The organism is Clostridium pabulibutyricum (genome assembly GCF_058242705.1).
In genome coordinates, this window is sequence record NZ_JBZAYZ010000002.1 from 337,377 (window position 1) to 362,681 (window position 25,305).

Sequence of the window (25,305 nt, forward strand, 5' to 3'; positions counted from 1 at the left end):
ATATCACAATCCCCCTATCTTAAGAAACCTGTAAGCGGTGAAGATGCCGAGGCTGAATCTTTAACTTCTCCAAGTCCCGAATTAAAAGCCTCCCTGCCTGCTTTTACAGCATATTTAAATGCCTCTGCCATACGCACCGGTTTTTTTGATGTTGCAATTGCAGTATTTACAAGAACAGCGTCAGCTCCCATTTCCATAACCATTACTGCATCAGAAGGTTTTCCTATACCTGCATCAACAATTATAGGTACTTCATCTATTTCGTCTATCAGTATTTTTAGCATCTCTCTGGTTCTTATACCCCTATTTGATCCTATAGGTGATCCAAGTGGCATAACAGCAGCTGCTCCGACATCCACAAGTCTCCTTGCCGTCGACAAGTCAGGATTTATATATGGCAATACTACAAATCCATCCTTTACAAGTATTTCTGCAGCCTTCACTGTTTCTATATTATCGGGCAGAAGGTACTTATTGTCCTGAATAGCCTCTATTTTTATCCAGTTCCCACATCCTGCAGCCCTTCCAAGTCTGGCAAGTCTCACAACTTCATCTGCTGATCTTGCCCCAGACGTATTTGGGAGAAGTGTATATTCATCTCCTATAAAGTCAATAACATTACCTGTTTTAGAATTCATATCAACACGCCTAAGTGCAACCGTGACTACATTTGTACCTGAACTTTTTAACACCTCCGGAAGTACACTGTCGGAAGAATACTTGCCTGTACCTAAAAACAATCTGCTTTCCAGTTCTTTTCCACCAATAACTAACTTGTCCATAAATTAATTCCTCCATTTATACTTTTTTATTTTAATTCTCAACATCCCCCGCCTACAAAGCGGATAATTTCAACTGATGAATTTTTTTTTAATCTGCATGCTTTAAAAGCATTCCCTTCGACTATGTTTAAATCAACTTCAACCGCAACTTTTGTAGAATCCACATTTAAACTTTGTAAAAGTTCAAATACAGTTGTTCCCTCAGGGAAACTCATATCTTTCCCATTTATTTTCATAATATCTGCCCTCCTTTATTTGTGAATATTCTATAAATATAAAAAAGAGGCATATAAATGCCTCAGTAAAAAAATACTCTATCAAAATAAAAACACACAAATTCTAGGAGAATCTGCGTATAGATATATATATTACTCTCCCTACGTTGGCATTACCCAAATCAGGTTATAAGAATAAGGAATAACATTCCACTCTCAGATCATCACTATGACCTCTCCTCGTATTTAATATTAAATTGTCACAAGTACTTGCAGTTTTTATTATATCACTTAAATAAATTAAATCAACGTACAATTTTCAATTTACATTTGAACTATATTGCCTATATAAGTTATAATATTATAAAAAAGTTATTATTATTTAATTTTTACAAGGAGGAACTTTCTTGATAAAAAATTTGCTAAAAAGCTCAAACATAACACTGACGTCCTTCAAAGAGGATGATATTTCTACACTTGAAAACTGGTATAATGATCAGTTTTTTCTCAGGAACTATGACATGATTACATCTTTTCCAAGATCATGCAGCGAATTGAAATCCATGGTAGAAGATACAAAAAAATCTCCAGACAAATTCATGTTTGCTGTAAGAGATATTCAAAGCAAAAAACTAATAGGTGTCACAGGATATGAGAATATACTATGGAACAATGGAACTGCAACTATATATATAGGAATAGGATCTGCTTCAAACCGAGGACATGGACTTGGATATGATGCACTAAATCTTACCATACAATTTGGATTTCAAGAACTTAATCTTCACAAAATACAACTTACGGTTTTAAGCTATAATACACCTGCAATAAACTTATATGAAAAAACAGGCTTTAAAAAAGAAGGTACCTACAGAGAATTTATACACAGAGATAATAAAAGATTTGACATGTATCTGTACGGGCTACTAAAAAACGAGTGGAACTTTTCAAATAAATAATTTCACTAAAAAAATAATCATAGGATTGACAAGGAGAATTTTTATGCTAAAATTTAAACCCCTGACCATTGACGACAAAGCTGTCTTTGACAAATATCTTCAGGGATATCACTTTGATACCTGCGAATATAACTTTACATCTTTACTAATATGGAGAAAAGGCTGTGATATAAGCTATACTTCAATTGACAATTCAATAGTCATAAAAAAACAAGGCTTCGATGGAAAATATCATTTTATGCAGCCAATCGGCTATACAAAAGATAATCTCAAAAGCATAATAGAAGAACTAATAGAGTACTCTATGTCAGCTAATATGGAAATTTTATTTTGTGATGCAGAAGAAGCTTTTGTAAGAGACCTTAAAGAACTGTATGCTGAAAAATTTACAATAAGAGAAGATGTTGATAATTTCGACTACATATATGATACTCAAAAATTAATGACATTATCCGGTAAAAAACTTCACTCAAAAAAGAATCATTACAACAAATTCGTTAAATCTTATAATTACGAAATAAAAGATTTTTTCGAACCAGGAGTGAAGGACGACTTTCTGAAAGCCGCTGAGATATGGTACAACGAAAGAAAAAGCAGCGATAAATACTTGTATTATGAACTCGATGGAATAAAAGAACTGTGCAGTAACATGGAATTTTTGAACTTAATGGCTCTCGCTGTATATGTAGACGGTAATATATCCGCTTTTACAATAGGAGAAAAAGTAAATTCAAATATGGGAATAATACACATAGAAAAAGGTCTTCCAAACATAGACGGAATTTACACCTTTGTAAACAAAACTTTCCTCGAAAATTATATGTCGGATATTCCATATATAAACAGAGAACAGGACCTTGGTCTTGAAGGACTCAGAAAAGCAAAAAAATCATACCATCCAGTTAAAATGGGCAAAAAATACTGTATAAGCATAAATTAAAAAAAATCAGGTAAACTCCAAACATTAGTTTACCTGATTTTTTTACTATTTTTTTACTATTTTTTTATTTTAAAAGAACTTTTAAGAGAAACTATTCTATTAAATACAATCTTGCCATCTTTTGAATCTTTGGGATCCATATTGAAATATCCATGTCTGAAGAACTGAAACTTTTCTCCCGGCCCTGCACTTTTTATATTAGGCTCCAAAAATCCTTCAAGAACTTCAAGTGAATTTTTATTGATATTATCAAGAAAAGAATCATTTTGCTCAACTTTTTCATCAAGTATCAAAGGTTCATAGAGCCTTACTTCAGCCGGAACCGCAGTACTTGCATTAACCCAGTGAATTGTTCCTCTTACTTTTCTTCCATCAGGGCTGCTTCCACCTCTTGACTCCGGATCATAAGTACAGTGTATTTCAACTACATTTCCATTTTCATCTTTAACCGCCTCATTGCATTTTACAAAATAAGCACTCTTGAGTCTTACTTCATTTCCTATAAACAATCGATAATATTTTTTAGGAGGCTCTTCCATAAAATCTTCCTGCTCAATGTATATTTCTCTTGAAAAAGGCACTTTTCTCTTTCCTGCATTAGGATCATCAGGATTGTTTTCGACTTCAAATTCTTCAACTTTTCCCTCAGGATAATTGGTTATAACAAGTTTGAGAGGTCTAAGCACCGCCATTGTTCTTGGTGCCTTCTTTTCAAGATCATCCCTAAGGAAATAGTCAAGCATTTGAGAATCAACTACACTGCTTGCCTTTGACACACCTATGGCATGACAAAAATTCCTTACCGATTCAGGGGTGAATCCTCTTCTCCTAAGTCCTGCAATGGTAGGCATCCTCGGATCATCCCATCCATCTACAACATTTTCATCTACAAGTTTTTTAAGCTTTCTCTTGCTCATAACCATATTTGTCATATTCAGCCTTGCAAATTCTATCTGCCTTGGTACATTATCCATTTCACACTCACGTACGACCCAGTCATATAAAGGTCTATGGTCTTCAAATTCAAGTGTACATATGGAATGTGTCACTCCTTCTATTGCATCCTCAAGAGGATGTGCAAAATCGTACATTGGATATATACACCATTTGCTGCCAGTATTTTGATGAACAGCATGTGCTATACGGTATATTACAGGATCTCTGAGATTTATATTAGGCGAAGCCATGTCTATTTTAGCTCTCAACACCTTTTCCCCGTCCTGAAATTTTCCATCTTTCATTTCATTGAAAAGCCTCAAATTTTCGTCTACAGTTCTATTCCTATAAGGGCTTTCTATCCCTGGCTTTGTAAGAGTTCCCCTGTACTCTCTCATTTCATCTGCACTCAAGTCGCAAACATATGCCTTTCCTTTTTTGATAAGAAGTACTGCACGATTATACATCTCATCAAAATAGTTCGATGCAAAACGAATCTCGTCCCATTTAAATCCAAGCCAGCTTACATCTTCTTTTATTGACTCAACATATTCTGTGTCTTCTTTTATAGGATTCGTATCATCAAATCTCAAATTTGTCGTTCCATTAAATGCATTTGCCAGGCCAAAATTTAAAACTATGGATTTCGCATGGCCTATATGTAAATATCCGTTGGGCTCCGGTGGGAACCTTGTCATTATACTTTTATACCTGCCGGACTCCAAATCATCTTCTATCATGTTTTTTATAAAGTTTGAAGCAACTTTGTTTTCACTCATAGAATCATTCCTTTTCTGTTATGTTGTTTATAAATCTAATATAAATCAGTTTAAAACTATGTTTTCTTATATTATGTTCAAATATGTATATCTTATAAAACAAACAACAGAAGGCATTCAAATGTTAAATGCCTTCCAATTTCCTACACAAAGCCCTTGTTTCTAAAATATACCCTGAAGATTACATCTTCTGCAAAAGAAAATACACTTGAAGATATAAAATACAGTCCTATGACTACCGGAGCCTTTATTGTCATTCTTATACTCGGCCTTTATTTTTTCTATTTTGGATTGGACTCCCTGCTGTTTAAAAATGCTAATCTTTTGTTTAAAAGACAGTGGGGAAAGTACAAACTTCACAAGCAAAGTAAAGATAATGACAGCAATACCCCAATCCCCCGTGAAACTAAAAATACACTGGAGAAGTTCAGTAAATAAATTCAAAATAATATTCAATGTATAATCTCCTTTAAAATTAATATTTTATTGGCTGAATATTATTTGAATACGGTTGAATACAGAATCTCCACATATTATATTTTTCATAACATATATATTTTACCATACCAAATTTTTTCACGTGAATAGTCATATCTAAAAAAACGTTTTTTACAAGACCATTTTCAATTGAATTCTTTAAAGTCCTATACGAATAAAATACGATAAAAACAGTTATGTAAATAAGCATACAAGCTGAAATATAATTAAAAACATTTATAAAATCAAAATTCATAATTAATACATCCTTAAATAGCCTTTAAATGTATAGATACATTATATATTACAATATTTACTGATTATATGCAACCAACTATAAAAAGCGCTTTGTCCTACTACTTTTATATGGACATTGGAATTGAAAAATTATAAAATAAAAAAGGTATAAAATAAGCAAGACATTTTATGGAGGGCAAAATGAAAAAACTAAATTTTAAGGGAAGCGCAATGCTAAATCCCACACCTGTGGTACTTGTAACGTCAAAAGACAAATCTGGAAAATTGAACATATTTACAGCTGCCTGGGTTAGTACCGTATGCACAAAAGAACCAATTATAGCAATGGGAATACGTCCTGAACGTCTTTCCTACAAATACATAAAAGAAACCGGCGAATGTGTTATAAACCTGCCGACAAAGAACATGGTAAAAATAGTTGATTACTGTGGTGTAGTTTCAGGTAGAAAAGAAAACAAAATAAAACATTTTGGTTTGGAGACAAACAAAGGAATTGCAGTATCGGCACCTTCTCTTGAAATATCTCCTGTAGCCATAGAATGTCGTGTAAAATCAATCGTTCCACTTGGAACTCATGATCTATTTCTTCTTAAAATAATGAATATAAAAGTAAATGAAAATCTTATCGATTCAAGCGGTAAAATATGCCTTGGAAATGCAAATCTCATGTGCTACTGTCATGGTGAATACTATGGTATAAATTCAAAGCCCCTGGCGCATTTTGGATATTCAGTGAAGAAAAAAAGGAAGAAAAAATAATAACTAAACATTTCTTGAACTGTCATTCAAATAGTTTTCCATATTGAGTGGTATACAAAGCAATACTTTTGCTCCACTCATTTCCTTTGAATTTGAAATTTGTAAAACTCCTCCATGAAGTTTTACAAATGAATCCGCAATATAAAGTCCCATTCCATAATGCCTCTTTAAATTTCTACTCTTATCTCCCATGTAAAACTGCTCTACTGCATGACAAAGCTCTTCTTTTGAAAAACCGCATCCGCTGTCTTCAATCGAAAACTCAATATTATTTTCGTATGTATAAATTTTTAACAATATCTTTTCAGATTCAGGCGAATAATCAATTGCATTTGAAATAACATTCATTGCCGCTCTATATAAAAGCTCTTCGTCTCCATAAAAAAAATCCGGTATCTTATAATCCTTAACTACAACTTGAATATTTTTTTTAGATGCCAATGCCTTTGCCTTATACAGCATTTTATAAAAAAACTCCCTCGTATCTATCCTTGTATTTGACAAAGTGAGAACACTTTCTGACTTTGTTATATCTATAAGCATGCTTGCATATTTTTCAATTTCATCTATACTTTTCAAAATATAATTATTGTATTTTAAGATATCCCCCAAGCAATTGTTTTCGTTAATAAGTTCCGCATTACCTTTTATGATTGTAATAGGCGTTTTTATATCATGTGCCAATGAAGAAATTTGATTTTTCCTTGTTTCCTCCATATTCCATTGTTTCTCTAAAGAAGTTCTTAATTCATTCTTCATGTCATCAAATGCTGCTATTACATCTTCAATTTCACGTATGTTTGAATGCTTAGATTTAAAATCAAGATTTCTCCTTTTAACATTATCAGCCGCTTCCATTAAGATTTTCATTTCTCTGGAAATATATTTTCCAAACACCGCTGACAGCAAAACTATTTCCAGCATAATAAATAATATAAAAACAATAAGTCCCATATAGCCAGGCTCTGGCAAATATTTTCTTAGAATTTGTGAACTAAATTGGACTCCTATAGAATATTTTGCAATACAAATATCATTTTTCCTATAAAATACCTTGTAATAATTATTATCATACAATTCGCCTTTAACTGTCTTCCATGCTTTTTTTGATTGATTAATTGTAAAATCACCATAAAGCATAGCTCCATTTTTACTATATACGCCATAACTGCAGCCATCCGGTATCAAATCTTGTGTGACTTTATTCGCCTTTACAATTGCATCTTTACTTTTCTCAAGTTTTTTTTCAAAATAATCGGCGCGCAATATAATCCCATTTTTAATCATAATATTAAATAATGAAAAATGTAACCCCATAATTAATATTGCTATAAAGCCAAAACCAACAATATATCTAATGAATATGCCCTTTAAGCTTTTCTTAAACCTTAAACCCACTTGTATCCAATCCCCCAAACTGTTTCAATTGGATGCACATTTAACTTTGCAAACTTTGCCCTTATGTTTTTTATATGTTCAACAACGGCTGAACTGTCACTTTCACCATCAAAACCGAATACAGTCTCATATATTTTTTCCTTAGAAAACACCTGACCATGATTTATAGCAAGAAACTCGCTGATTTCATATTCACTCTTTGTCAAAAGAGTCTGCTCTTCTCCTATAAATACCTCTTTCGATGATAGATTAAACTTTATTCCAGATACAATAAAACTATTGTGTTTTTCTCTTTTCTCTCGTCTAAGGTGTGCTGCCACTCTTGAACGCAGTTCATTTATTCCAAAAGGCTTTGTAATATAATCATCGCCGCCCATACCAAGTCCTTTTACAATATCTTCCTCCAATGCTTTTGCCGTCAAAAACAAAATAGGACAATCCACGAGTTCACGAAGTTTTCTGCAAATGGTAAAGCCATCAATACCCGGCATCATAACATCAAGTAAAATTAAATCATAATCGGTACACTTTTCAAGCTTAAAAGATGAAAAATCACTGACAGCAGTTACCCCGTGACCTTCTTTTAAAAGTGCGGCCTTTATTATTTCAAGAATATCCATTTCATCGTCAATTGCAAGTATATTCGCCATAATCTCACTTCTTTCTAATTTTCACTTCTTCCTTCGAAATAGTTATACCATATCAAACTCAACAAAAACAATACGATAGTTTCAGCCACACATACATATATTCCAATTTTAAATTCATTCATATACAGCCCGTTAAATTTATTTAACATTACATTAACATCATTTATATTACTATTTAACATTATATAAGATTGTATTATCCTCGCTCCAAAGCTGCAAGGAAGCCATTTGCCAATTACATCTCCAAGTCCTGTAAGCATAAGTGCCGAAACTAAACTTTCTGTTATTCCAAGTCCTATAGATGCCCCACTTCCATAGCGAAAGCTTAATAATAAATGCAGTATATACAAAAATACCTCACTTAATAATAAAATTAAAATCACCTTTACATAAATATAAAAACTAAATATATTTTCATGAGTTAAAAGTTCTAATCCTAGTGCAAAAACACCAATTGCAACAGTAAGAGAAAAAAACGCCATAATAAGCAGCATACATACTTTGCTCATAAAGCTTAAAAGCTTATTTTTTGACATAAGCATAGCCTGAAAATTTCCCGCATCCGATTCATAATCTGCAGTCATGGCACATACTATGCCAATTATCATAGGAAACCCAATTGACAAAACCTGAGTATACAAATTGAACTTAGAGGCACTGCCTATCCTCCCACTTGAGTATGCATAATACGCCACAAACACTAATGAAATAAATATTGGGACTATAATATGAACCCACACCATTGCAGTATGGCGAATTTTATAAAAGTCAGCTTTTATTAATCTTACAAGCATATTATCTTGCCTCCTGACTTCTATACCATCTTGCAGTTAAAAGTGAAAGTATAACAAATAAAATAAGCGTAATTATAATTCCAGGAATTATAACGCTGTTTGACAATAACTCCGGCTTAAAGGTCTGACTTTCAGGAATTGCCCTGAGTCCATTTGGCAACACCTTTATAATTGGAATCATAAGCCTTGAAGGAACTGCATGTGGTATCATCCATAAAACATCATTAGTCGCAAGCAGTACTCCTAATATAAAAGAACTTATAATATTGATTAACACTGTGGCAAACATTCCTATTTTGCTTCCTAAAAACATGCATAACGGTATCTCCCACAAAAATGTTATTATTAAAATTATGCTGGCAAACACTGCATTTACTGCCTGAATAGCGCCAAGCTTTCCTATCCCCAAAACATTGCCTATAAATACAGTTCCAATTAACTGGACAATAACCGCAAATGAAATCATACACACACATACAAGTATTTTTGCAATCCAAACCTTTTTTAAATCTAACGGCATGGAAAGCACAGCCATATTTTTCATCTTTTTATCTTTAGAAGCAACTGATGTGCATAATATAGATATAGTTCCGGGAAAAAGCATTGTATACCACCAATTGTAACTGTCAATTGCAAAATAACGCGTTGTAAGCACAAATGAAAGTGCTATAGCAATAAGCGGAGCAATAAAAATAAGTTTTTCAATAAATGTATGCTTTATCTTTAAATATTCTGATTTAAAATAAGCTCCCATACTATTCGCCCTCCCTTCTATACTTTCCTGCAACCTCTATAAATAATTTTTCAAGATCTTCTCCTTTTTTCATATCTCCCTGATATCCCAAAACTCCACCTGAAATTATTCCAATTTCATGAGCCACCTGTTCAACTTCACTCAATATATGGCTGGATAGTATTACTGTTATTCCTTTTTGAGGAAATGATTTTATAAGTTCTCTTAGTTCCTGTATTCCAAAAGGATCCAGCCCATTAGTAGGTTCATCGAGTATTAAAAGCTTTGGATTATTTAAAAGAGCAATTGCAATACCGAGTCTCTGTTTCATTCCCATAGAAAATTGTCCTGCTTTTTTCTTCTTAGTATTCTTTAAATCAGCTATTTCAAGCACCTCATCAATTCTTTTATCAGGTAATCCTAACACTATTGTACGCACCTTTAAATTTTCTCTGGCAGTTAAATTATTGTAAAGGGGTGCACCTTCAATTAAAGCTCCTATATTCTTCAGATCATTTCTTGACCATTCATGTCCATCAAATAGAATTTTTCCGCCACTTGGACGAAGCATTCCAGTTATCATCTTTAATGTAGTAGATTTTCCCGCACCATTTGGTCCTAAAAGTCCATAAATAGAATTCTTCCTAACCTTAAATGATATATTACTCACTGCCATTTGTCCTTTAAAATTTTTACAAAGATCTCTAGTTTCTAAAATTAAATTATTCATTGTAACCGCCCTCCTGTTTGATTACATAATAATTTATAATTATAAGGATTTTATAAGGAATCGTTTGATAACTAATTTTTAACTGGACTAAATATAAAAAAGAAATCTGATTATATCAATTCAAACCAGATTCCCCTAAATAATTTATAAAATTATGTTTAAAAAATCATTGTAGTGCAAAATTGAGTGAACTATTCAAATCATCTTCTGGAGTACTTATAGGCCTTATGTCAAATGTATCAACTAAATATTGAAGTACATTTGGAGATATAAATGCCGGAAGTGTTGGTCCAAGATAAATCCCCTTTATACCAAGGGACAAAAGGGCTAAAAGATCAGCGACTGCTTTCTGCTCATACCATGAAAGTACAATAGTAACCGGAAGCGAGTTTACATCTGTATCAAATGCATCTGCAAGAGCTGTAACAATTCTGACTGCCGAATAGGCATCGTTGCATTGTCCCACATCCAAAAGCCTTGGCAGTCCTGCTACATTGCCAAAATCCAATTTGTTGAACCTGTATTTGCCGCAGGCAAGGGTGAGAATTATACAATCCTTGGGAACCATCTTTGCAAAATCAGTATAATAGTTTCTTCCAGGTCTTGCACCATCACAACCTCCTATAAGAAAGAAATGTCTTATCTTTCCTTTCTTTACTGCATCTACAATATCGCCTGCATGAAGCAGTGTTTCATGGTGTCCAAATCCAACCAGTATCTTCTTTTCCTTCTCATCTTCTTTAAATCCGCCAAGTTCAATTGCTTTATTTATTATTTCACTGAAATCTTTACTGCCGTCCTCCAAAGTATCAATATGTTTTACACCGTCCCAACCTACCACACTTGTTGAAAATATCCTGTCTTTATATGTTTCTCTTGGCCTCATCATACAATTTGTTGTCATTAAAATACATCCCGGAATTCCATCAAATTCCTTCTGTTGATTCTGCCATGCAGACCCGAAATTTCCTATAAGATGTTTGTATTTTTTGAGTTCAGGGTATCCATGTGCCGGAAGCATTTCTCCATGAGTATAAATATTTATTCCCTTTCCCTCAGTTTGCTTGAGAAGCATCTCAAGATCTTTGAGGTCATGTCCTGAAACTATAATAAACGGTCCTTTCTTTATCTTTATATTTACCTTTTGAGGTGAAGGATTCTTATATTTCGTAGTATTTGCCTCATCCAAAGTTTGCATCACGGCAACTGACATATTGCCGACTCTCATTGTCATTCGTATCATGTCATCAACTGTCAAATCATTATTCGTTGTTGATTCAAGCCCGAAAAAATAAATATCATCCACTTGATTGCTCGCATATCCAAGACATCTTGCCTGATGACCATAGGCACTTATCCCCTTTAAGCCATACAATATAGTGGATCTTAAAGAACGAATATCCGCATCAAGATTTTGATCATACATAATTCCTGCCTTTACTGAATCTTTAAGCATTGCTTCTCTGGTAGAACTTAAATTATATAGGGCCTCCAATGGATAATTGCCTTTAGGTGCTTCTTCTCTCAGACGTTCTTTTATATTCTGGGACTCTTTAAGAAGTTTTACATGTACTTCCGCATCAAAATTCACATTGGTAAGAGTTGTAAACAAGCAATTTTCTACAAACCCTACTATTTGCTTGTCAATAGTTCCCCCTCCATCGATAATAGATTTTCCATAACATGAAATGCCTTTTAACTGATATATAAGCAGATCCTGCAGATTTGCGATTTCCGGTGTTTTACCGCAAACTCCGCTTTTAGTACATCCTTTTCCACCTGCTGTTTGTTCACATTGATAACAAAACATTGAATTTTCCACTTGTATCGCCCCTTCTTATAAAACTTATCACACAAAAACTGCTATTTATTTTATTAGTATTCCCTTGATTTATTTAAATTATAAATCTTGTATTACCAAATAAAATAAATAACAGTTTGAATTTAAAAGTAAAGGCACTATATTATTTTATGTCTTCAATGTATATTCTCAATACTTCACTCCAGGTCATCTTTGGGGCCAGCGTGGTAAATCCAGTTACATCATCCGGCATTTTAACATTAGGTGCATTTATAACCCAGCTTTGCGGTTCTATACATACAAAATGCTCATCTCCCGTACCGTTCCATATTACAAGATGCTTGTACTTATCACCCATTTCATAGACAACTCTTAGTTTATTAGACTTGTCCTCAATTGCTGCCCCTTTAAAATCCCCATTGCAAAATTTCATGTGTTTAAGTGTATAATGTGTTTCTATAGGACTTCCTGAAACAGACATTCCCTTATTTAACATCTTCTTTTCTTCATCTGTAAGATCCAAAATATTACCTGTTGGCAAATTTCTCTTATCTTGTTCCCATCTTTTATCTATTGAAGCTATAACCTTAAAATCCTCATCATTTTTATTATCATCGAAGGGCACATTGAAAGCAGAATGATATCCTATACCTACAGGCATCTTTTCATCGCTTAAATTTGTGAGGCTTGCAGTTTGTTTCAGTCCTTGGCTTGAAAGATTATAAGATAATTTAAATTTAAATTCATGTGGAAAATATTTGTAGAAATCATGCTGCTTTGTAAAACTAAAGATTGCATCAACTTGGACTTCACTATTTGAAACAACCTCTCTTTTTGTTATTTCCCATGCTTCATTTTTTATAAATCCATGCAGATAGTTATTTCTATTAGGCTCGTTTATTGGGAATTTATAAATTTTATCTCCTACTTTAAAAGTTCCATCCTCTATCCTGTTGGGAGGAAATAATACTGGAAGTCCATATATTTGAGGTCTTTCCTTAAATTTGTCAAACTCCAAATTTTCCTCCGGTTCTCTTAATACATTTACATTTTTTATAGTGTTTTTCAATTTTACAATGTTGGCACCCACTTCAGGTACCATGATTGCTTCATATCCTCCTGCTGAAAATTCAACTGCAGTGTGTCCCTTCCACTCAATATTCTTTACGTATGCATCTTCAATTTTACAAGTTGGCACTTCAATCATCTCCATATTAATTATTGTTAACGTACACATTACTGATATTTAGCTGTTGTTAACGTGAACATTTATATTATACAAATTATAAAAGCAATTATCAACAATAATTAATTTCATACACATTATATCAAAAGATTTAGTCATCAAGCGTAAATAATTCATCTACTGTAGTATTTAACAATTTAGCCAGCTTCATAGCTAATTCCAATGTTGGATTATATCTATTATTTTCAATGGCATTTATGGTTTGTCTTGTTACATTTAAAAAATGCGCTACATCTTCTTGTCTGAGTCCCAGTTGTTTTCTCAAAATTTTTATATTATTTTTCATCTCTACCAAGCTTCCGTTTCAAAAAAAATTCCACTGCAAATAATACTAAATTTTGTGTTACCAACAAGAAACCGGGTACTCCAGTATCCCCTGTCTGAATAAAATTATATATAAGCCAAACCGTTAAAAATATTATTGTATAAAACCATGCACATTTTATAGCTCTTAAGTTAACACTCATTTCCATTTCATCCATTTTTCTCACAGCAATCATCCCCTCTCAATTATCCCTCAAGATATAAATGTAAAAATGTTTTTACATTTATATCTTAATAATTGTTGTGGAAAATGTCAATAGTTTTTTACATTTAACTTCAGCTCAAAGCTCTTTGGAATTTTTCATCCATAAATGTTTTTGTACTTTTAATTATATCCTTCCAATTTTCGTTGCCTGTATACCAGAACTCGGCAGTAAACTTTCTCACCCCAAGCTCCCATGACTTTTTTATTATTTTTTCAAAGTTCACATGTCCTGTGCCAAATGCAATTTCTCTGAATTTTCCCGGAACTGTTTCTTTCAGGTGAACAGCTGCGATATGCCCTTTCCCTTTCGAAAAATCTTCTATTATATTGCTGCCGTATTTAAAAGCTGCATTGGTTATATTTCCACAATCAGGATAAATTTGAAGATATGGTGAATCAATCAATTTAACAAATTCCATAGCTTTTTCAACGGTGTTCATAAACTCCGTTTCCATTGTTTCAAAGGCAAGAATCACTCCCTTGCTTGAAGCCATCTCCACGGATTTTTTCAGGTTTTCCTCAAAATACTTTCTTGTCTGCTCATTTCCTTCTTCATAATAAACATCATATCCAGCCAATTGAATTATCATTATTCCTAGATCATCTGCAAGTTCAATCGCCCTCTTCATAATATCCATTCCCTTTTTTCGTATTTCATAGTTCATACTTCCAAGCGGATATTTTCTGTGTCCACTAAGACACATGGTTCTAATCTCGACACCGCATTTGAACATTAATTCAACAATAGCTTTTCTATCACCTTTTGACATATACAATCTTGATAATTTTTCTTCAGTTTCGTCTATACTTATTTCAATAGTATCAAATCCACATTCTCTCGCACAATTAAGTTTTTCCTCCCAGGTTAAATAGTTTGGCATGGACTTCTCATATAATCCCAATGTATATTTTTTCACACTCTCACCTTCCTACTTTTGACCATAATAAGCGTTTGAACCATGCTTTCTCATAAAATGCTTTTGCATTAAAGCTTGAGGCATTTTTTCTAAGTTGTTTTTGCATAAAAGCTCCGTATTCAGTGCCATCATTGCCACCTCTTCTAAAACAACTGCATTGTGAACGGCTTCAAGTACAGTTGTTCCCCATGAAAATGGGCCGTGATTTTTAACCAATACACCTGGTACGTAGGTAGGATTCAAATCCTTGAAGGTCTCTGTAATTACAGCACCTGTATTGTATTCATAATCATTATTTATTTCCTCTGTACTCATATTTCTAGTGCAAGGTATCTCATTGTAAAAATAATCCGCATGAGTAGTTCCATATGGAACAATTCCCCTACCTGCTTGTGCAAATATAGTCGCATATCTTGAGTGCGTATGGACAATCCCTCCTATATTAGCGAAATCATTGTACAGCTTCATATGAGTTGGTGTATCAGATGATGGCCTATATTTTCCTTCTACTACCTTTCCACTTAAATCAACTACAACCATGTCTTCCGGTTCCAACGAACTATACTCAACTCCGGATGGCTTAATTACAAACAGCCCCTCATTTCTGTCTACCGCCGAAACATTACCCCACGTAAAAGTAACAAGATTATATTTAGGCAAAAGCATGTTTGCCTCATAAACTTTCTTTTTTAATTCCTCTAACATCAATCTTCCTCCATATCATTATGAACTTTGTATTGTACTCGATAGAACAATATAAGTTTTAAACATGGAGATTTAATGCCATGCCTAAAACTTATAATATAATTGCTAATTTGTGACTACATATACTGCCGCTTCATTTTTAGTGTGGTTGGCTGAAACAATCAAATCACACTCTTTCAAATTTACAACTGATACATTGGCCGGCCCTACACCTTTTTCTATAATTGTTTCCTTACATTTTCCATCGACCCATTGTATATAAAACAGTTCGGAATCTAAACGTCTTACACCACCTACAAAACTCGGCACTCCGCATAGAGTTGTCCCAATTAATGTGTGTGCAAAATCAACTTTATATGGATATTTATAAATTTCGGTATATTTTCCATCAACAAGCTTGTAAATTTTCATTGAATTGCCGTGAAAAGGCTCAATCGTCATTAATTCATCCTGACCGTCGCCGTCCAAGTCACACCATGCAACTTCACCCATTTTACCATTCAAAAGTTTATTTACTTCCCAATTTCCATTCTTATTTGGTATGACTTCAAATACTCCTTCTTCACATCCAAAAGTTCCCCTTGGCTTGCCACAAACCATATGGCGGGTATATCCATGATTTTTAAACAAACCTTTTTTCAATACTCTAAGTTCCAATCCATCAGTTAATACCTCCGGCAGCTTTGCATAGTATATTGTTCCAGGATGACTCCAGTCATCTTTACAAGATTTTTCGTCAGCTATAGTAGCTCCTATAAAATACAATTCTCCATCCAAGTCAAATATATCAAAACGATGCAAATATGGAAGTTTTACAACATTTTCAATAATCCACTCTCCATTCTCCAAATGTCCCCAGACCAAACGTGAATTGCTTGGACTCTCTTTTAGATAAAAATCACGAACAGCAAGAAATTCATTTGTACAGCCTGGTATAGGAATTATTGACATACATCCCCCACCATTTTCCCATACTGTATGGCGGCAATTAAAATTTTTTCCACTGTATGCATAGCATGGATCTCCTTTTTCTTCGGAGGCAATTAAAATATTTAGTTCTCCATTAATCTCCATGGTACTTGCTGCATATGCACGATACATTTCATCCAAATGTTTCTTTGTAATTTTCATATCATCTTCACCTCAATCAGTCATTGCACTACTTGCTTTTATTGACTACCTTATCTAAAATCTTCTGCTCTATTTCTTTTTCCGATAAAACATTCTTAAGTCCAACTACTATAGTCCCTGCCTCTTCGGCTCTTTTAAAATTTGAAGTCAGCACCTCCGAGCAAAATACTACATCAAAATTAGATGCCTGGCTCTTGGCTTCTCCTACACTGTTGTGCTGAATTGATACATCTATTCCAAGCTTTTTAAAGACCTTGCTTATCTTCATTTTTATTATTTGACTTGAACCCATTCCACTTCCACAAGCTGCTATTATCTTTAACATTTACACACACATCCTTCTAATTTATAATCATTTTTTTATTTCACTTACATACTCATCATAATCCTCTGCTATTTTGAAATATCCCTTTTTATTCTTTATATACTGGATTTGCGGTATTACAAGCATTGCTACAATTACAATTCCAACTCCTACATATTTGAGATTATTCATAATCAAGCCAATCACCGGCCAGACTGTATCAAAGTCAAAGTTCCCATGCCATCCTCCGAATTTTGACAATCCAAAATAATATGCCGCAAAACCTCCACCTAAAACTTGAATTATTCCTGAAACAAAAGGAATTATACAAGCCGCTCTCAATCCACCTTTTTTATTTGCATATACTGCAAAAGTTGCGTTATCAAAGAATAATGGTACGAAACCCGAAATTATAAGTACCGGACTGTGAAATATTATAAGTCCAATAATTGATAGGAATTGTCCGAGTGCTCCAAACAAAAATCCTATTGTTACTGCATTAGGATGTCCAAATCCATATGTTGCCGCACAATCCACCGCAGGCATTGATCCTGGCAAAATCTTGTTTGAGATACCCTGGAAAGATTCAGTAAGTTCTCCAACAAACATTTTTACACCAAGCTGCAATATACTGAGATATACTGCAAAGTCCAGTGATTTCTCCAAAATATAAAAAGCAAAATTTCTGTCTACAGCAAATCCAGTCTTATCTATCTTATGTAATAAATCAGGTCCAAGTATTCCCATTATTATTCCAAAGAATAACGTCATTAATATACCTGTTGCAACTACATTGTCACTAAATATCGATAGAAATCCAGGCAATTCAAGATGTTCAATAGACTTTTCCTTGTTGCCTATTTTTCCTGAAATTTTATCTGTAATCCAAATTCCAAACATCTGCTGATGGCCTACAGCGAATCCTCCACCCTCAGTTAGCTCTTGAGTTGCTTCTACTGTAAGATTTGTTGCAACTGCCCAATAAGTACCAAGCAGCAATCCAAGCATTATAACCGCTTTTGTATCAATTATGTTTGGGAAACAAAACAATACAAGCCACAAAGCTGTTGAAGACTGCTGTACCATTATGTGACCAGTAATAAACAGCGTTCTTATTTTAGTTACTTTTCTAAATAATACTAATATTATATTGAAAATAAATGCTATTAAAAGTACTATCATCATAAGTGAAAATGATCTTCCAATACTTTCAACAGCTGCCTGAGCTGCTGTTTGTCCAAAATATGGATCGATAACTGCAGCTGTCAAATTAAAACGATCTTTAAGCCCTGCAAGTATAGGCCTAAAATTACTTACAAGTCCACCAGACGCTACGTTTAAAATCAAATAACCTACAGTTGCCTTTATAAAACCTGCTATTGCCTCGTAAATCGGGCGTTTCAACAGCATATAACCTATAAGTACTATAAAACCTATAAAAAATGCTGGATTAGTCAAAATGTTTACCTGGAAAAACTTCCATATATCCAATAATATTTGCATTTTAATTCCTCCTTGTATTTTGTTTTTGTATTATAATATTGCCTTTAAATCCTCTACCGACTCAGCCTGAATTAATTTTTCAACAACTGACTCATCTTCTATGAGTGACACTAAATTAGATAGATTTTGTAAATGTATATTGCTGTCTGTTGATGCCAGTACAAAAAATATTTTTGCATCCTGTTCTGGATCATCACTAAAATGCACTGATTTTTTGGTTCTCATAAAACACACAGCCGTTTTATTGACTCCTACCGCTCCCTCCTGAGCATGAGGTATACATATATTCGGTGCTATAACTATATATGGTCCGTATTTTTTTACATTTGATATTATTGAATCCACATAATTGTGGTCAATCGAGCCATCATTTATTAAAGGTTTACAAGATGCTTCAATAGCATCTTCCCATGTGTCAAATTCATCGTGAAATGAGTATCTTCCATTGTCAATCAATTCTTTTAACATAATTTCCCTCCCTATTATTTTTAGTTATGGAAATAGAGCTTTATTATCTTTTCTGCAAGTGCTTGTAGTATTAAAATATCTTCCATTCCCTATATCCATAACTTTAACTTCTATGTAGATTTATAAAAATGATTTATAAGGCGTATTTATATCTACAGAGAAACAATCATCGAAGCCTCTTGGATAATGATATTCTCTCTTTGCAGCATCATCTGGAAATGTAAATTTTCCACCAACCTGCCATATAAATGGATGAAATTTATACTGCAATCTGTCTTTCCTCATATCAAACAATTCTAATATTTCTTTAGTATCTGCTTGAAAATTTGACCAAATATCATGATGAAATGGAATTACTACCTTTGTATTTAATGATTCCGCCATTCTCAAAATATCCACAGATGTCATCTTGTCTGTTATTCCTCTTGGGTTTTCTCCATATGAACCCAGTGCTACATCAATTTCATAATCGTTTCCATGTTTAGCATAATAATTTGAATAATGTGAATCTCCACTGTGATAAAGATTTCCACCTGAAGTCTTAATCAGATAATTGACGGCTTTTATGTCCATGTCAACCGGCATCTTTCCTCTTATATCACCCATTGGCGGCTCTGTAATAAGTGCTGTTCTATCAAAGGATTCCAATGCAACTATCTCTATATCCTTTATTTTAACTGTGTCACCTGGTTTAACGACCACACATCTTTCTTTAGGTACTCCCCACCCTATCCATTTATTAACACATGCCTCGGGTCCTATAAAAGGAACACTTGGATCACAATTTTGAATGACGGCTGCTGCAACATTTACATCAATGTGATCATTGTGATCATGTGTTGCCAAAACCGCATCGATTTCTTTAATACCAAATGGATCCAATACAAACGGTGCAACTCTTAAATTCGGCTGAAGTTTTTTACCTCCACACATTCTAGCCATTTGATGTTGTGGTTTTATAAATTTATTAGCTTTTGTATTCTTTCCACTTCCACACCAAAAATCAATACATATATTGGTGCTTTTCTCTGACTTTACCCATATTCCCGTGCAGCCCAGCCACCACATTGAAAATGTTCCCGGCTTAACTACCTCTTCTTGTATTTCCTCATTTAACCATGTTCCCCACTCCGGAAAAGTTTTCAGTATCCATTTTTCTCTTGTAATTTCTTCTACCTTAGACATATAAATATCTCCTCCATAAATATAATATCCGCATTTTTTGAATGTTATTTTAGCTTAATCATTCATTAGCTTTTGATTTTTGAGCATAATGATTTGTTATTTGGATTATTTTGCTTGTTTATGTTATTATAATACATCTATTATTCAAAAAGTTCAATGTAATTCATTTAAATAATCATAGTTTTTTATTTTTTGATTGTTTATATTGAATTTATTGAACGTTTATATTATAATTATCTTAGTCATACAATAATAGCTATTAATTTAAACTATAAATACTGTTTTTGAAATATATAATATGAAAAGAGAAGTGATAAAAATGAAAAAACATACTCAGAGTATAGTATCTAAAAGAAGAAGCAGAATACTTGATTACATAGCTGAGCACAAAAAAATTGACAATAAGGAACTCGCCAAAAAACTAAATATATCACCTCTTACTTTAAGGAGAGACCTTCAAGTGCTGGATGACAAGGGTCTTATAATTAGATATTATGGTGGTGCGAAACTGGCAACCAATTCCGACAATATAAGTAATATAAATCTGGATGATATAACCCTTACTTCATCACTTATTGAAAAAAAGCAGGCCATTGCAAAACATGCAGCCAGTTTAATAGATGATGGGGATACAATTTTCATAAACTCCAGTTCAACCGCACTTTTAATATTGGATTACCTTGATGACAAGAGGGTTTACGTAGTTACAAATAACGGCAAATCACTCCAATCAACTATAGGACCCAATATTGATCTTGTTTTAACTGGAGGTCAGGTCTACGAAAGGAAGCAGTCCTTAATTGGCGAGTTTGCAGTGTATATTCTTTCAAAAATAACAGCTGACAAGTGTTTCTTGGGTGTAAGCGGAATTGCCTGTGATTCAGGAATAAGTACATCGGTTCTTCAGGAAACGCTGGTCAATCATGAGATGATAAATCGCTGCAGCGGTCCTGTATATGTACTGGCCGACAGCAGCAAAGTAGGACGGCATCATAATTTTTCAAGTGGTGACATAGATGAAATATCTTATCTTATAACCGATTCCGATATAAAGGAAAGTGATGTTAGAGATTTTAAAGCAAAGGGTGTTGATGTTATAAAAGTAAGTAATGATTATAGATAAGTTTATTGGTTGTAGATTCACTTTCTTACAAACCTACAACCAATTTAATGTTTTTATATACTTTGTCTCATAACTAACTCGAAGTCATATTGCCATGATCCCGCGAAATTGCATTTATTGGCTGTAATTTTATAAAAAATCTTCTTTGAATAAAACTTAGCCTGTCAATTCATGCTGATTATTTTCTGACAAAGTCTTATATAAATACGGAGTTCCTAAAAATCTAACAACAAGATGATTATCATGTCTTTTTAAATTATCAAAATGTTATCAATAAATGAATTTTTGCCGTTTTTTTGCCGTTTCATTAACAATCCGCTTAATACAAATCTAAATTAAACTATTGCACATGACGTAACGTAATGTGATAATATAATCTGGCAGGCAGTTAAAAGTTTTTAAACCAGAGGTGGATATATCTATGTACGACGATTCTTTTTTCAGTATAGGTGAATTTGCAAAAAAAGCCAATATTACAATAAGAACTTTAAGATACTACGATAAAATAGATCTTTTAAAGCCTTCAAAATATAATAGTACCGGTAAAAGATTCTACAATAAATCCGATTTTGGAAGGCTTCAGAAAATACTTACATTAAAGTTCATAGGCCTTTCCCTGAAAGAAATATCCAAAATAATGGACTACGATACTGAACAGGATATTAAAAAATCCCTTGGAATTCAGCGTGAAATCATGAAGGAAAAAGTCTATCATATAGAATCAATTATAAAATCAATTGATGAGGCTATAAAAATGCTGGACTCTTCAAATTCTTTAAATTGGGATAAATTTATAAATATAATCAGTCTCATAAACATAGATCAAAAATGGATGGAACAGTATGAAACCGCCTCAAATTTAAACGCCAGGATAAAGCTTCATGAAATGTTCAGCACCAACAGCAAAGGCTGGATGAAGTGGTTCTTTGAACAACTTGACTTCAAAGAAAATGCCAGGGTCCTTGAACTTGGCTGCGGCACAGGTAAACTCTGGCAAAAAAACGCATCTAGAATTCCAAACTCCTGGGACATTACCCTGACTGACTTTTCAGAAGGTATGTTAAATGATGCCAAAACCAATTTAAAAGAAAACATTGGAAGATTCAAGTTCAAAATAACAGATGCACAAAAAATTCCTTTTAAAGACAGCTCTTTTGATGGTGTCATAGCAAACAATATGCTATACCACGTATCTGACATTGATCGCGCTTTTTCTGAAATACAAAGGGTTTTAAAACCAAATGGAATATTCTACGCTTCCACTGTAGGCACAAACCATATGATGGAAATGCGTGATATAATTTCACGCTTTGGATCAAAAAAGCTTACTGCAGACAGCTGGAATCTTACAGAAAAATTTCAACTTGAAGGTGGGAGGGAAAAGCTTTCAAAATGGTTTAAGAAAATTGAACTTGTAAGATATGAAGACAGCTTGAAACTTACAGAGGAATCCCCTCTTATAGATTACATATTTTCTATGCCGGGGAACAAAAAAAATCTTTTCAGCAGAGAAGAACTTGAAAAATTGACAGATCTTCTGCATTCTGAAATAATAAAAAATGGTTACATTTACATAACTAAAGACACAGGATTTTTTAAAAGCAAAAAAATATAAATTGATTATAAATAAAAGAAGGGACTTGAACAAAATGAATAAAAAAATTACTTTTTCTCCACCAGATATAACTCAAAGTGAAATAGACGCTGTAGTTGAGGTATTAAAGTCAGGCTGGATAACTACAGGTCCTAAGACCGCAGAATTTGAAAAAGCTCTTGCGGAATACTGCTGTGCAAATCACGCAATTACAGTAGGAAACGCCACTGCCGGATTGGAACTTATACTTCAGGTATTTGATATAAAACAAGGTGACGATGTAATAACAACTCCATATACATACACGTCAACTGCAAGTGTTTCCGTACACAGAGGAATAAAACCAACCTTTGTCGATGTAAAAAAAGACAGTTTTCTAATTGATATAGAAAAACTGGCAGACGCAATAAAGCCAAATACAAAAGCCATATATACAGTTGACTTTGCAGGTGTACCTGTAGATTATTCTGCACTTAGAGAAGTCTTAAAGGCAAAGAAGCGTGAAGATATAATTCTTGTATCTGACTCTGCCCATGCCCTCGGTGCAAGCTACAAAAATGAAAAAGTAGGTGCACAGCTTGACGCCCATGTATTTTCATTTCACGCAGTAAAAAATCTTACAACAGCAGAAGGTGGTGCTGTAACTTTCAACGACAATAATCTAAAGGGAAAGGCAGACCTCTCAAAAACCCTTAAGCTGATGTCACTGCACGGTCAATCAAAGGATGCCCTTTCTAAAATGAAAGCAGGCGCATGGAAATACGATATAGTATATCCTGGATACAAATGCAATATGACAGATATAAATGCGGCTATAGGTCTTGTACAGCTTTCAAGATATGAAGATATGCTAAAATTACGAAAAGCTGCATTCGACGTATATACAAATGCATTAAAAAACAAGGAATGGGCTATAATTCCTTTTGAAAAGGATGATGTGAAAACTACGTCCTACCACCTGTATCCACTTAGAATAAAAGGAATTTCAGAAGAGACAAGAAATGAAATTATACAAGACATGGCAGAAAGGGACATCGCTACAAATGTACATTTTACACCTCTTCCAATGTTTACTGCATACAAAAATCTTGGATATTCCATAGAAGATTATCCAAATGCCTATGCACAATATGCAAGCGAAATAACCCTTCCTCTTTACTCCACTTTGTCAGAAGAGGATGCTGCATATGTAATTGAAAACCTAATACAGATCGTTGAGAGTAAAATAAACTAGTCTTTAAAAATGTAAAAGCGAAAGGTGATCATTATGAAAGTAAATTTTTATACTCCCCAGAGAGAATATCATGCCAAAAAGAAAGAATTTGACAGTGCAATATCAAAAGTAATAGAAAGCGGAAATTTCATACTTGGACATGAAGTATCCGAGCTTGAAGAAGAAATAAAAAAATATACCGGTGCAAAATATGCCATAGGTGTGTCCTCAGGTACTGATGCCCTTGTAATCGCATCAGACATACTTGGTTTTAAAGACGGTGCAGAAGTAATTACATCCCCATTTACTTTTCTTGCATCTGCATCCTGTCTTGCAAAGCACAATGCAAAACCTGTTTTTGTAGATATTGATGAAGATACCTTCAATATAGATGCAAATAAAATAGAAGATAAAATAACAGACAAGACAAAGGGCATACTTCCAATACATCTTTTTTCACAAATGGCAGACATGGACAAAATAATGGAAGTTTCCAAAACTCACAACATAAGAGTCCTTGAAGATGCTGCAGAAGCTTTTGGTATGAGATGGAAAGGAAACTCTTCTAAGTACAAACATTCTGGGACTGTAGGAGACATAGGAGTATTTTCCTTCTTCCCAACTAAAACCCTTGGAGGTTACGGGGATTCCGGAATGATAGTTACAAATGACGACGAACTTGGAAAACTTGCAAAAATGTTCAGAGTTCACGGCGCCTCAAAAAAATATCACTATGACTATATCGGCTACAATTCAAGACTTGACACAATGCAAGCTGCCATACTTCTTGTAAAACTTAAGTATATAGATGACGCCATAAAAAACAGAGAAAGAGCCGCAAACTGGTACAAAGAAAGACTAAGTGACTGCGAGTACATAAAACTCCCTATAACAAAGGGAGATCAAAAATCAGTATATTATGTATTCAACATAGAAGCCGAGAAACGTGATGAACTTGCATCATATCTAAAGGAAAATGAAATAGGCTCAAGCATATACTATCCAATGCCTCTTCATCTTCAAAAATGTTTCAGCTATCTTGGATACAAAGAAGGAGACTTCCCTGTAGCCGAAAAAATGTGCAAAAAGGTTCTTGCACTTCCAATATATCCTGAAATAACTGAAGAAGAAGTAGATATTGTGTGCAATGCCATAAAAAAATTCTACACAAAATAA

Annotated in this window: 28 protein-coding genes and 1 riboswitch; of the genes, 7 read left to right on the plus strand and 21 right to left on the minus strand. The window is 33.7% G+C overall.

From position 1 onward, the window contains the following. Nucleotides 1-14: 14 nt before the first annotated feature. Together AC4CVH_RS04925 and thiS are read right to left on the minus strand one after the other, a co-directional pair. Nucleotides 15-782, minus strand: a complete 768-nt coding sequence (locus AC4CVH_RS04925) for a thiazole synthase (protein ID WP_490786623.1) — start codon at nt 780-782, stop codon at nt 15-17. 38 nt (nt 783-820) lie between these two features. Continuing rightward, nucleotides 821-1,018 carry a sulfur carrier protein ThiS gene (gene thiS / locus AC4CVH_RS04930; RefSeq protein WP_490786624.1) on the minus strand — a complete coding sequence of 66 codons (198 nt, stop codon included), beginning with the start codon at nt 1,016-1,018 and terminating at the stop codon, nt 821-823. Nucleotides 1,019-1,138: 120 nt separating this feature from the next. Further along, a riboswitch (TPP riboswitch) is annotated at nt 1,139-1,248 on the minus strand. 156 nt (nt 1,249-1,404) lie between these two features. On the opposite strand from thiS, the gene AC4CVH_RS04935 reads away from it, so the two are divergent. Then, nucleotides 1,405-1,956: a GNAT family N-acetyltransferase gene (locus tag AC4CVH_RS04935; RefSeq protein WP_490786625.1), complete on the plus strand. Its 552-nt coding sequence runs from the start codon at nt 1,405-1,407 to the stop codon at nt 1,954-1,956. 43 nt (nt 1,957-1,999) lie between these two features. Then, nucleotides 2,000-2,896, plus strand: a complete 897-nt coding sequence (locus AC4CVH_RS04940) for a DUF2156 domain-containing protein (RefSeq protein WP_490786626.1) — start codon at nt 2,000-2,002, stop codon at nt 2,894-2,896. A 56-nt stretch (nt 2,897-2,952) separates the two neighbouring features. On the opposite strand, the gene AC4CVH_RS04945 is transcribed toward AC4CVH_RS04940, so the two are convergent. The 3 genes from AC4CVH_RS04945 to AC4CVH_RS04955 all read right to left on the minus strand — a co-directional run bounded on the left by AC4CVH_RS04945 (nt 2,953) and on the right by AC4CVH_RS04955 (nt 5,344). Continuing rightward, on the minus strand, nt 2,953-4,611 hold the full coding sequence (locus AC4CVH_RS04945) for a glutamine--tRNA ligase/YqeY domain fusion protein (protein ID WP_490786627.1): 1,659 nt from the start codon (nt 4,609-4,611) through the stop codon (nt 2,953-2,955). Between the two features lie 162 nt (nt 4,612-4,773). Beyond that, nucleotides 4,774-4,971 (minus strand): hypothetical protein, encoded by a 198-nt coding sequence (locus AC4CVH_RS04950; protein WP_490786677.1) that lies wholly within the window; start codon nt 4,969-4,971, stop codon nt 4,774-4,776. A 115-nt stretch (nt 4,972-5,086) separates the two neighbouring features. Next, on the minus strand, nt 5,087-5,344 hold the full coding sequence (locus AC4CVH_RS04955) for a hypothetical protein (protein WP_490786628.1): 258 nt from the start codon (nt 5,342-5,344) through the stop codon (nt 5,087-5,089). Between the two features lie 182 nt (nt 5,345-5,526). Here AC4CVH_RS04955 and AC4CVH_RS04960 point away from each other — a divergent pair, with 182 nt between their 5' ends. Beyond that, the gene (locus AC4CVH_RS04960) at nt 5,527-6,105 is read left to right on the plus strand and encodes a flavin reductase family protein (RefSeq protein WP_490786629.1); all 579 of its coding nucleotides are present in this window, start codon (nt 5,527-5,529) and stop codon (nt 6,103-6,105) included. A 3-nt stretch (nt 6,106-6,108) separates the two neighbouring features. Here AC4CVH_RS04960 and AC4CVH_RS04965 read toward each other — a convergent pair whose 3' ends face one another. From AC4CVH_RS04965 to ulaG, 16 genes are all read right to left on the minus strand, one after another. After that, nucleotides 6,109-7,503: a sensor histidine kinase gene (locus tag AC4CVH_RS04965; RefSeq protein WP_490786630.1), complete on the minus strand. Its 1,395-nt coding sequence runs from the start codon at nt 7,501-7,503 to the stop codon at nt 6,109-6,111. Beyond that, nucleotides 7,494-8,153 carry a response regulator transcription factor gene (locus AC4CVH_RS04970; protein ID WP_490786631.1) on the minus strand — a complete coding sequence of 220 codons (660 nt, stop codon included), beginning with the start codon at nt 8,151-8,153 and terminating at the stop codon, nt 7,494-7,496. The genes AC4CVH_RS04965 and AC4CVH_RS04970 overlap by 10 nt, the downstream gene beginning before the upstream one ends. 14 nt (nt 8,154-8,167) lie before the next feature. Beyond that, a complete protein-coding gene (locus AC4CVH_RS04975; RefSeq protein ID WP_490786632.1) occupies nt 8,168-8,947 on the minus strand; it encodes a lantibiotic immunity ABC transporter MutG family permease subunit in 780 nt (259 codons plus the stop codon). 1 nt (nt 8,948) lies between these two features. Further along, a complete protein-coding gene (locus tag AC4CVH_RS04980; RefSeq protein ID WP_490786633.1) occupies nt 8,949-9,701 on the minus strand; it encodes a lantibiotic immunity ABC transporter MutE/EpiE family permease subunit in 753 nt (250 codons plus the stop codon). Between the two features lies 1 nt (nt 9,702). Further along, entirely contained in the window at nt 9,703-10,410 is a 708-nt protein-coding gene (locus AC4CVH_RS04985) for a lantibiotic protection ABC transporter ATP-binding protein (RefSeq protein ID WP_490786634.1), read from the minus strand. Nucleotides 10,411-10,576: 166 nt separating this feature from the next. Beyond that, nucleotides 10,577-12,220: a hydroxylamine reductase gene (gene hcp / locus AC4CVH_RS04990; RefSeq protein WP_490786678.1), complete on the minus strand. Its 1,644-nt coding sequence runs from the start codon at nt 12,218-12,220 to the stop codon at nt 10,577-10,579. A gap of 154 nt (nt 12,221-12,374) precedes the next feature. Next, nucleotides 12,375-13,418 carry an aldose 1-epimerase gene (locus AC4CVH_RS04995; RefSeq protein ID WP_490786679.1) on the minus strand — a complete coding sequence of 348 codons (1,044 nt, stop codon included), beginning with the start codon at nt 13,416-13,418 and terminating at the stop codon, nt 12,375-12,377. Between the two features lie 130 nt (nt 13,419-13,548). Further along, nucleotides 13,549-13,743 (minus strand): helix-turn-helix transcriptional regulator, encoded by a 195-nt coding sequence (locus AC4CVH_RS05000; protein WP_490786635.1) that lies wholly within the window; start codon nt 13,741-13,743, stop codon nt 13,549-13,551. Beyond that, nucleotides 13,733-13,939, minus strand: coding sequence for a hypothetical protein (locus tag AC4CVH_RS05005; RefSeq protein WP_490786680.1), 207 nt, complete (start codon nt 13,937-13,939; stop codon nt 13,733-13,735). The genes AC4CVH_RS05000 and AC4CVH_RS05005 overlap by 11 nt, the downstream gene beginning before the upstream one ends. Before the next feature lie 118 nt (nt 13,940-14,057). Next, nucleotides 14,058-14,903, minus strand: a complete 846-nt coding sequence (locus tag AC4CVH_RS05010; protein WP_490786636.1) for an L-ribulose-5-phosphate 3-epimerase — start codon at nt 14,901-14,903, stop codon at nt 14,058-14,060. 12 nt (nt 14,904-14,915) lie between these two features. Continuing rightward, nucleotides 14,916-15,608, minus strand: coding sequence for an L-ribulose-5-phosphate 4-epimerase (locus AC4CVH_RS05015; protein WP_490786637.1), 693 nt, complete (start codon nt 15,606-15,608; stop codon nt 14,916-14,918). A gap of 105 nt (nt 15,609-15,713) precedes the next feature. After that, on the minus strand, nt 15,714-16,739 hold the full coding sequence (locus AC4CVH_RS05020) for a hypothetical protein (RefSeq protein WP_490786638.1): 1,026 nt from the start codon (nt 16,737-16,739) through the stop codon (nt 15,714-15,716). Nucleotides 16,740-16,767: 28 nt separating this feature from the next. Then, complete coding sequence (locus tag AC4CVH_RS05025; protein ID WP_490786639.1) at nt 16,768-17,064, minus strand: PTS sugar transporter subunit IIB; 297 nt, start codon at nt 17,062-17,064, stop codon at nt 16,768-16,770. 27 nt (nt 17,065-17,091) lie between these two features. Next, nucleotides 17,092-18,546 carry a PTS ascorbate transporter subunit IIC gene (gene ulaA, locus AC4CVH_RS05030; protein WP_490786640.1) on the minus strand — a complete coding sequence of 485 codons (1,455 nt, stop codon included), beginning with the start codon at nt 18,544-18,546 and terminating at the stop codon, nt 17,092-17,094. A 30-nt stretch (nt 18,547-18,576) separates the two neighbouring features. Further along, on the minus strand, nt 18,577-19,014 hold the full coding sequence (locus AC4CVH_RS05035) for a PTS sugar transporter subunit IIA (protein ID WP_490786641.1): 438 nt from the start codon (nt 19,012-19,014) through the stop codon (nt 18,577-18,579). 120 nt (nt 19,015-19,134) lie between these two features. Further along, nucleotides 19,135-20,199 carry an L-ascorbate 6-phosphate lactonase gene (ulaG, locus tag AC4CVH_RS05040; protein ID WP_490786642.1) on the minus strand — a complete coding sequence of 355 codons (1,065 nt, stop codon included), beginning with the start codon at nt 20,197-20,199 and terminating at the stop codon, nt 19,135-19,137. 319 nt (nt 20,200-20,518) lie between these two features. On the opposite strand from ulaG, the gene AC4CVH_RS05045 reads away from it, so the two are divergent. The 4 genes from AC4CVH_RS05045 to AC4CVH_RS05060 all read left to right on the plus strand — a co-directional run bounded on the left by AC4CVH_RS05045 (nt 20,519) and on the right by AC4CVH_RS05060 (nt 25,305). Then, nucleotides 20,519-21,322, plus strand: coding sequence for a DeoR/GlpR family DNA-binding transcription regulator (locus AC4CVH_RS05045; protein ID WP_490786643.1), 804 nt, complete (start codon nt 20,519-20,521; stop codon nt 21,320-21,322). A gap of 421 nt (nt 21,323-21,743) precedes the next feature. After that, nucleotides 21,744-22,937 carry a MerR family transcriptional regulator gene (locus AC4CVH_RS05050; RefSeq protein WP_490786644.1) on the plus strand — a complete coding sequence of 398 codons (1,194 nt, stop codon included), beginning with the start codon at nt 21,744-21,746 and terminating at the stop codon, nt 22,935-22,937. A 34-nt stretch (nt 22,938-22,971) separates the two neighbouring features. Beyond that, nucleotides 22,972-24,150, plus strand: coding sequence for a DegT/DnrJ/EryC1/StrS family aminotransferase (locus AC4CVH_RS05055; protein WP_490786645.1), 1,179 nt, complete (start codon nt 22,972-22,974; stop codon nt 24,148-24,150). Nucleotides 24,151-24,183: 33 nt separating this feature from the next. Further along, nucleotides 24,184-25,305, plus strand: coding sequence for a DegT/DnrJ/EryC1/StrS family aminotransferase (locus tag AC4CVH_RS05060; protein WP_490786646.1), 1,122 nt, complete (start codon nt 24,184-24,186; stop codon nt 25,303-25,305).

Coding starts and splice junctions, on each gene's coding strand:
- AC4CVH_RS05035 (WP_490786641.1), bottom strand. CDS start 19,014: ATGTTAAAAGAATTGATTGACAATGGAAGATACTCATTTCACGATGAA.
- hcp (WP_490786678.1), bottom strand. CDS start 12,220: ATGTTTTGTTATCAATGTGAACAAACAGCAGGTGGAAAAGGATGTACT.
- AC4CVH_RS05045 (WP_490786643.1), top strand. CDS start 20,519: ATGAAAAAACATACTCAGAGTATAGTATCTAAAAGAAGAAGCAGAATA.
- AC4CVH_RS05005 (WP_490786680.1), bottom strand. CDS start 13,939: ATGGATGAAATGGAAATGAGTGTTAACTTAAGAGCTATAAAATGTGCA.
- AC4CVH_RS04945 (WP_490786627.1), bottom strand. CDS start 4,611: ATGAGTGAAAACAAAGTTGCTTCAAACTTTATAAAAAACATGATAGAA.
- AC4CVH_RS04995 (WP_490786679.1), bottom strand. CDS start 13,418: ATGATTGAAGTGCCAACTTGTAAAATTGAAGATGCATACGTAAAGAAT.
- AC4CVH_RS04940 (WP_490786626.1), top strand. CDS start 2,000: ATGCTAAAATTTAAACCCCTGACCATTGACGACAAAGCTGTCTTTGAC.
- thiS (WP_490786624.1), bottom strand. CDS start 1,018: ATGAAAATAAATGGGAAAGATATGAGTTTCCCTGAGGGAACAACTGTA.
- AC4CVH_RS05060 (WP_490786646.1), top strand. CDS start 24,184: ATGAAAGTAAATTTTTATACTCCCCAGAGAGAATATCATGCCAAAAAG.
- ulaA (WP_490786640.1), bottom strand. CDS start 18,546: ATGCAAATATTATTGGATATATGGAAGTTTTTCCAGGTAAACATTTTG.
- AC4CVH_RS05055 (WP_490786645.1), top strand. CDS start 22,972: ATGAATAAAAAAATTACTTTTTCTCCACCAGATATAACTCAAAGTGAA.
- AC4CVH_RS05020 (WP_490786638.1), bottom strand. CDS start 16,739: ATGAAAATTACAAAGAAACATTTGGATGAAATGTATCGTGCATATGCA.
- AC4CVH_RS04960 (WP_490786629.1), top strand. CDS start 5,527: ATGAAAAAACTAAATTTTAAGGGAAGCGCAATGCTAAATCCCACACCT.
- AC4CVH_RS05050 (WP_490786644.1), top strand. CDS start 21,744: ATGTACGACGATTCTTTTTTCAGTATAGGTGAATTTGCAAAAAAAGCC.
- AC4CVH_RS05015 (WP_490786637.1), bottom strand. CDS start 15,608: ATGTTAGAGGAATTAAAAAAGAAAGTTTATGAGGCAAACATGCTTTTG.
- AC4CVH_RS05000 (WP_490786635.1), bottom strand. CDS start 13,743: ATGAAAAATAATATAAAAATTTTGAGAAAACAACTGGGACTCAGACAA.
- AC4CVH_RS04955 (WP_490786628.1), bottom strand. CDS start 5,344: ATGAATTTTGATTTTATAAATGTTTTTAATTATATTTCAGCTTGTATG.
- AC4CVH_RS04975 (WP_490786632.1), bottom strand. CDS start 8,947: ATGCTTGTAAGATTAATAAAAGCTGACTTTTATAAAATTCGCCATACT.
- AC4CVH_RS04925 (WP_490786623.1), bottom strand. CDS start 782: ATGGACAAGTTAGTTATTGGTGGAAAAGAACTGGAAAGCAGATTGTTT.
- AC4CVH_RS04980 (WP_490786633.1), bottom strand. CDS start 9,701: ATGGGAGCTTATTTTAAATCAGAATATTTAAAGATAAAGCATACATTT.
- AC4CVH_RS04985 (WP_490786634.1), bottom strand. CDS start 10,410: ATGAATAATTTAATTTTAGAAACTAGAGATCTTTGTAAAAATTTTAAA.
- AC4CVH_RS04970 (WP_490786631.1), bottom strand. CDS start 8,153: ATGGCGAATATACTTGCAATTGACGATGAAATGGATATTCTTGAAATA.
- ulaG (WP_490786642.1), bottom strand. CDS start 20,199: ATGTCTAAGGTAGAAGAAATTACAAGAGAAAAATGGATACTGAAAACT.
- AC4CVH_RS05025 (WP_490786639.1), bottom strand. CDS start 17,064: ATGTTAAAGATAATAGCAGCTTGTGGAAGTGGAATGGGTTCAAGTCAA.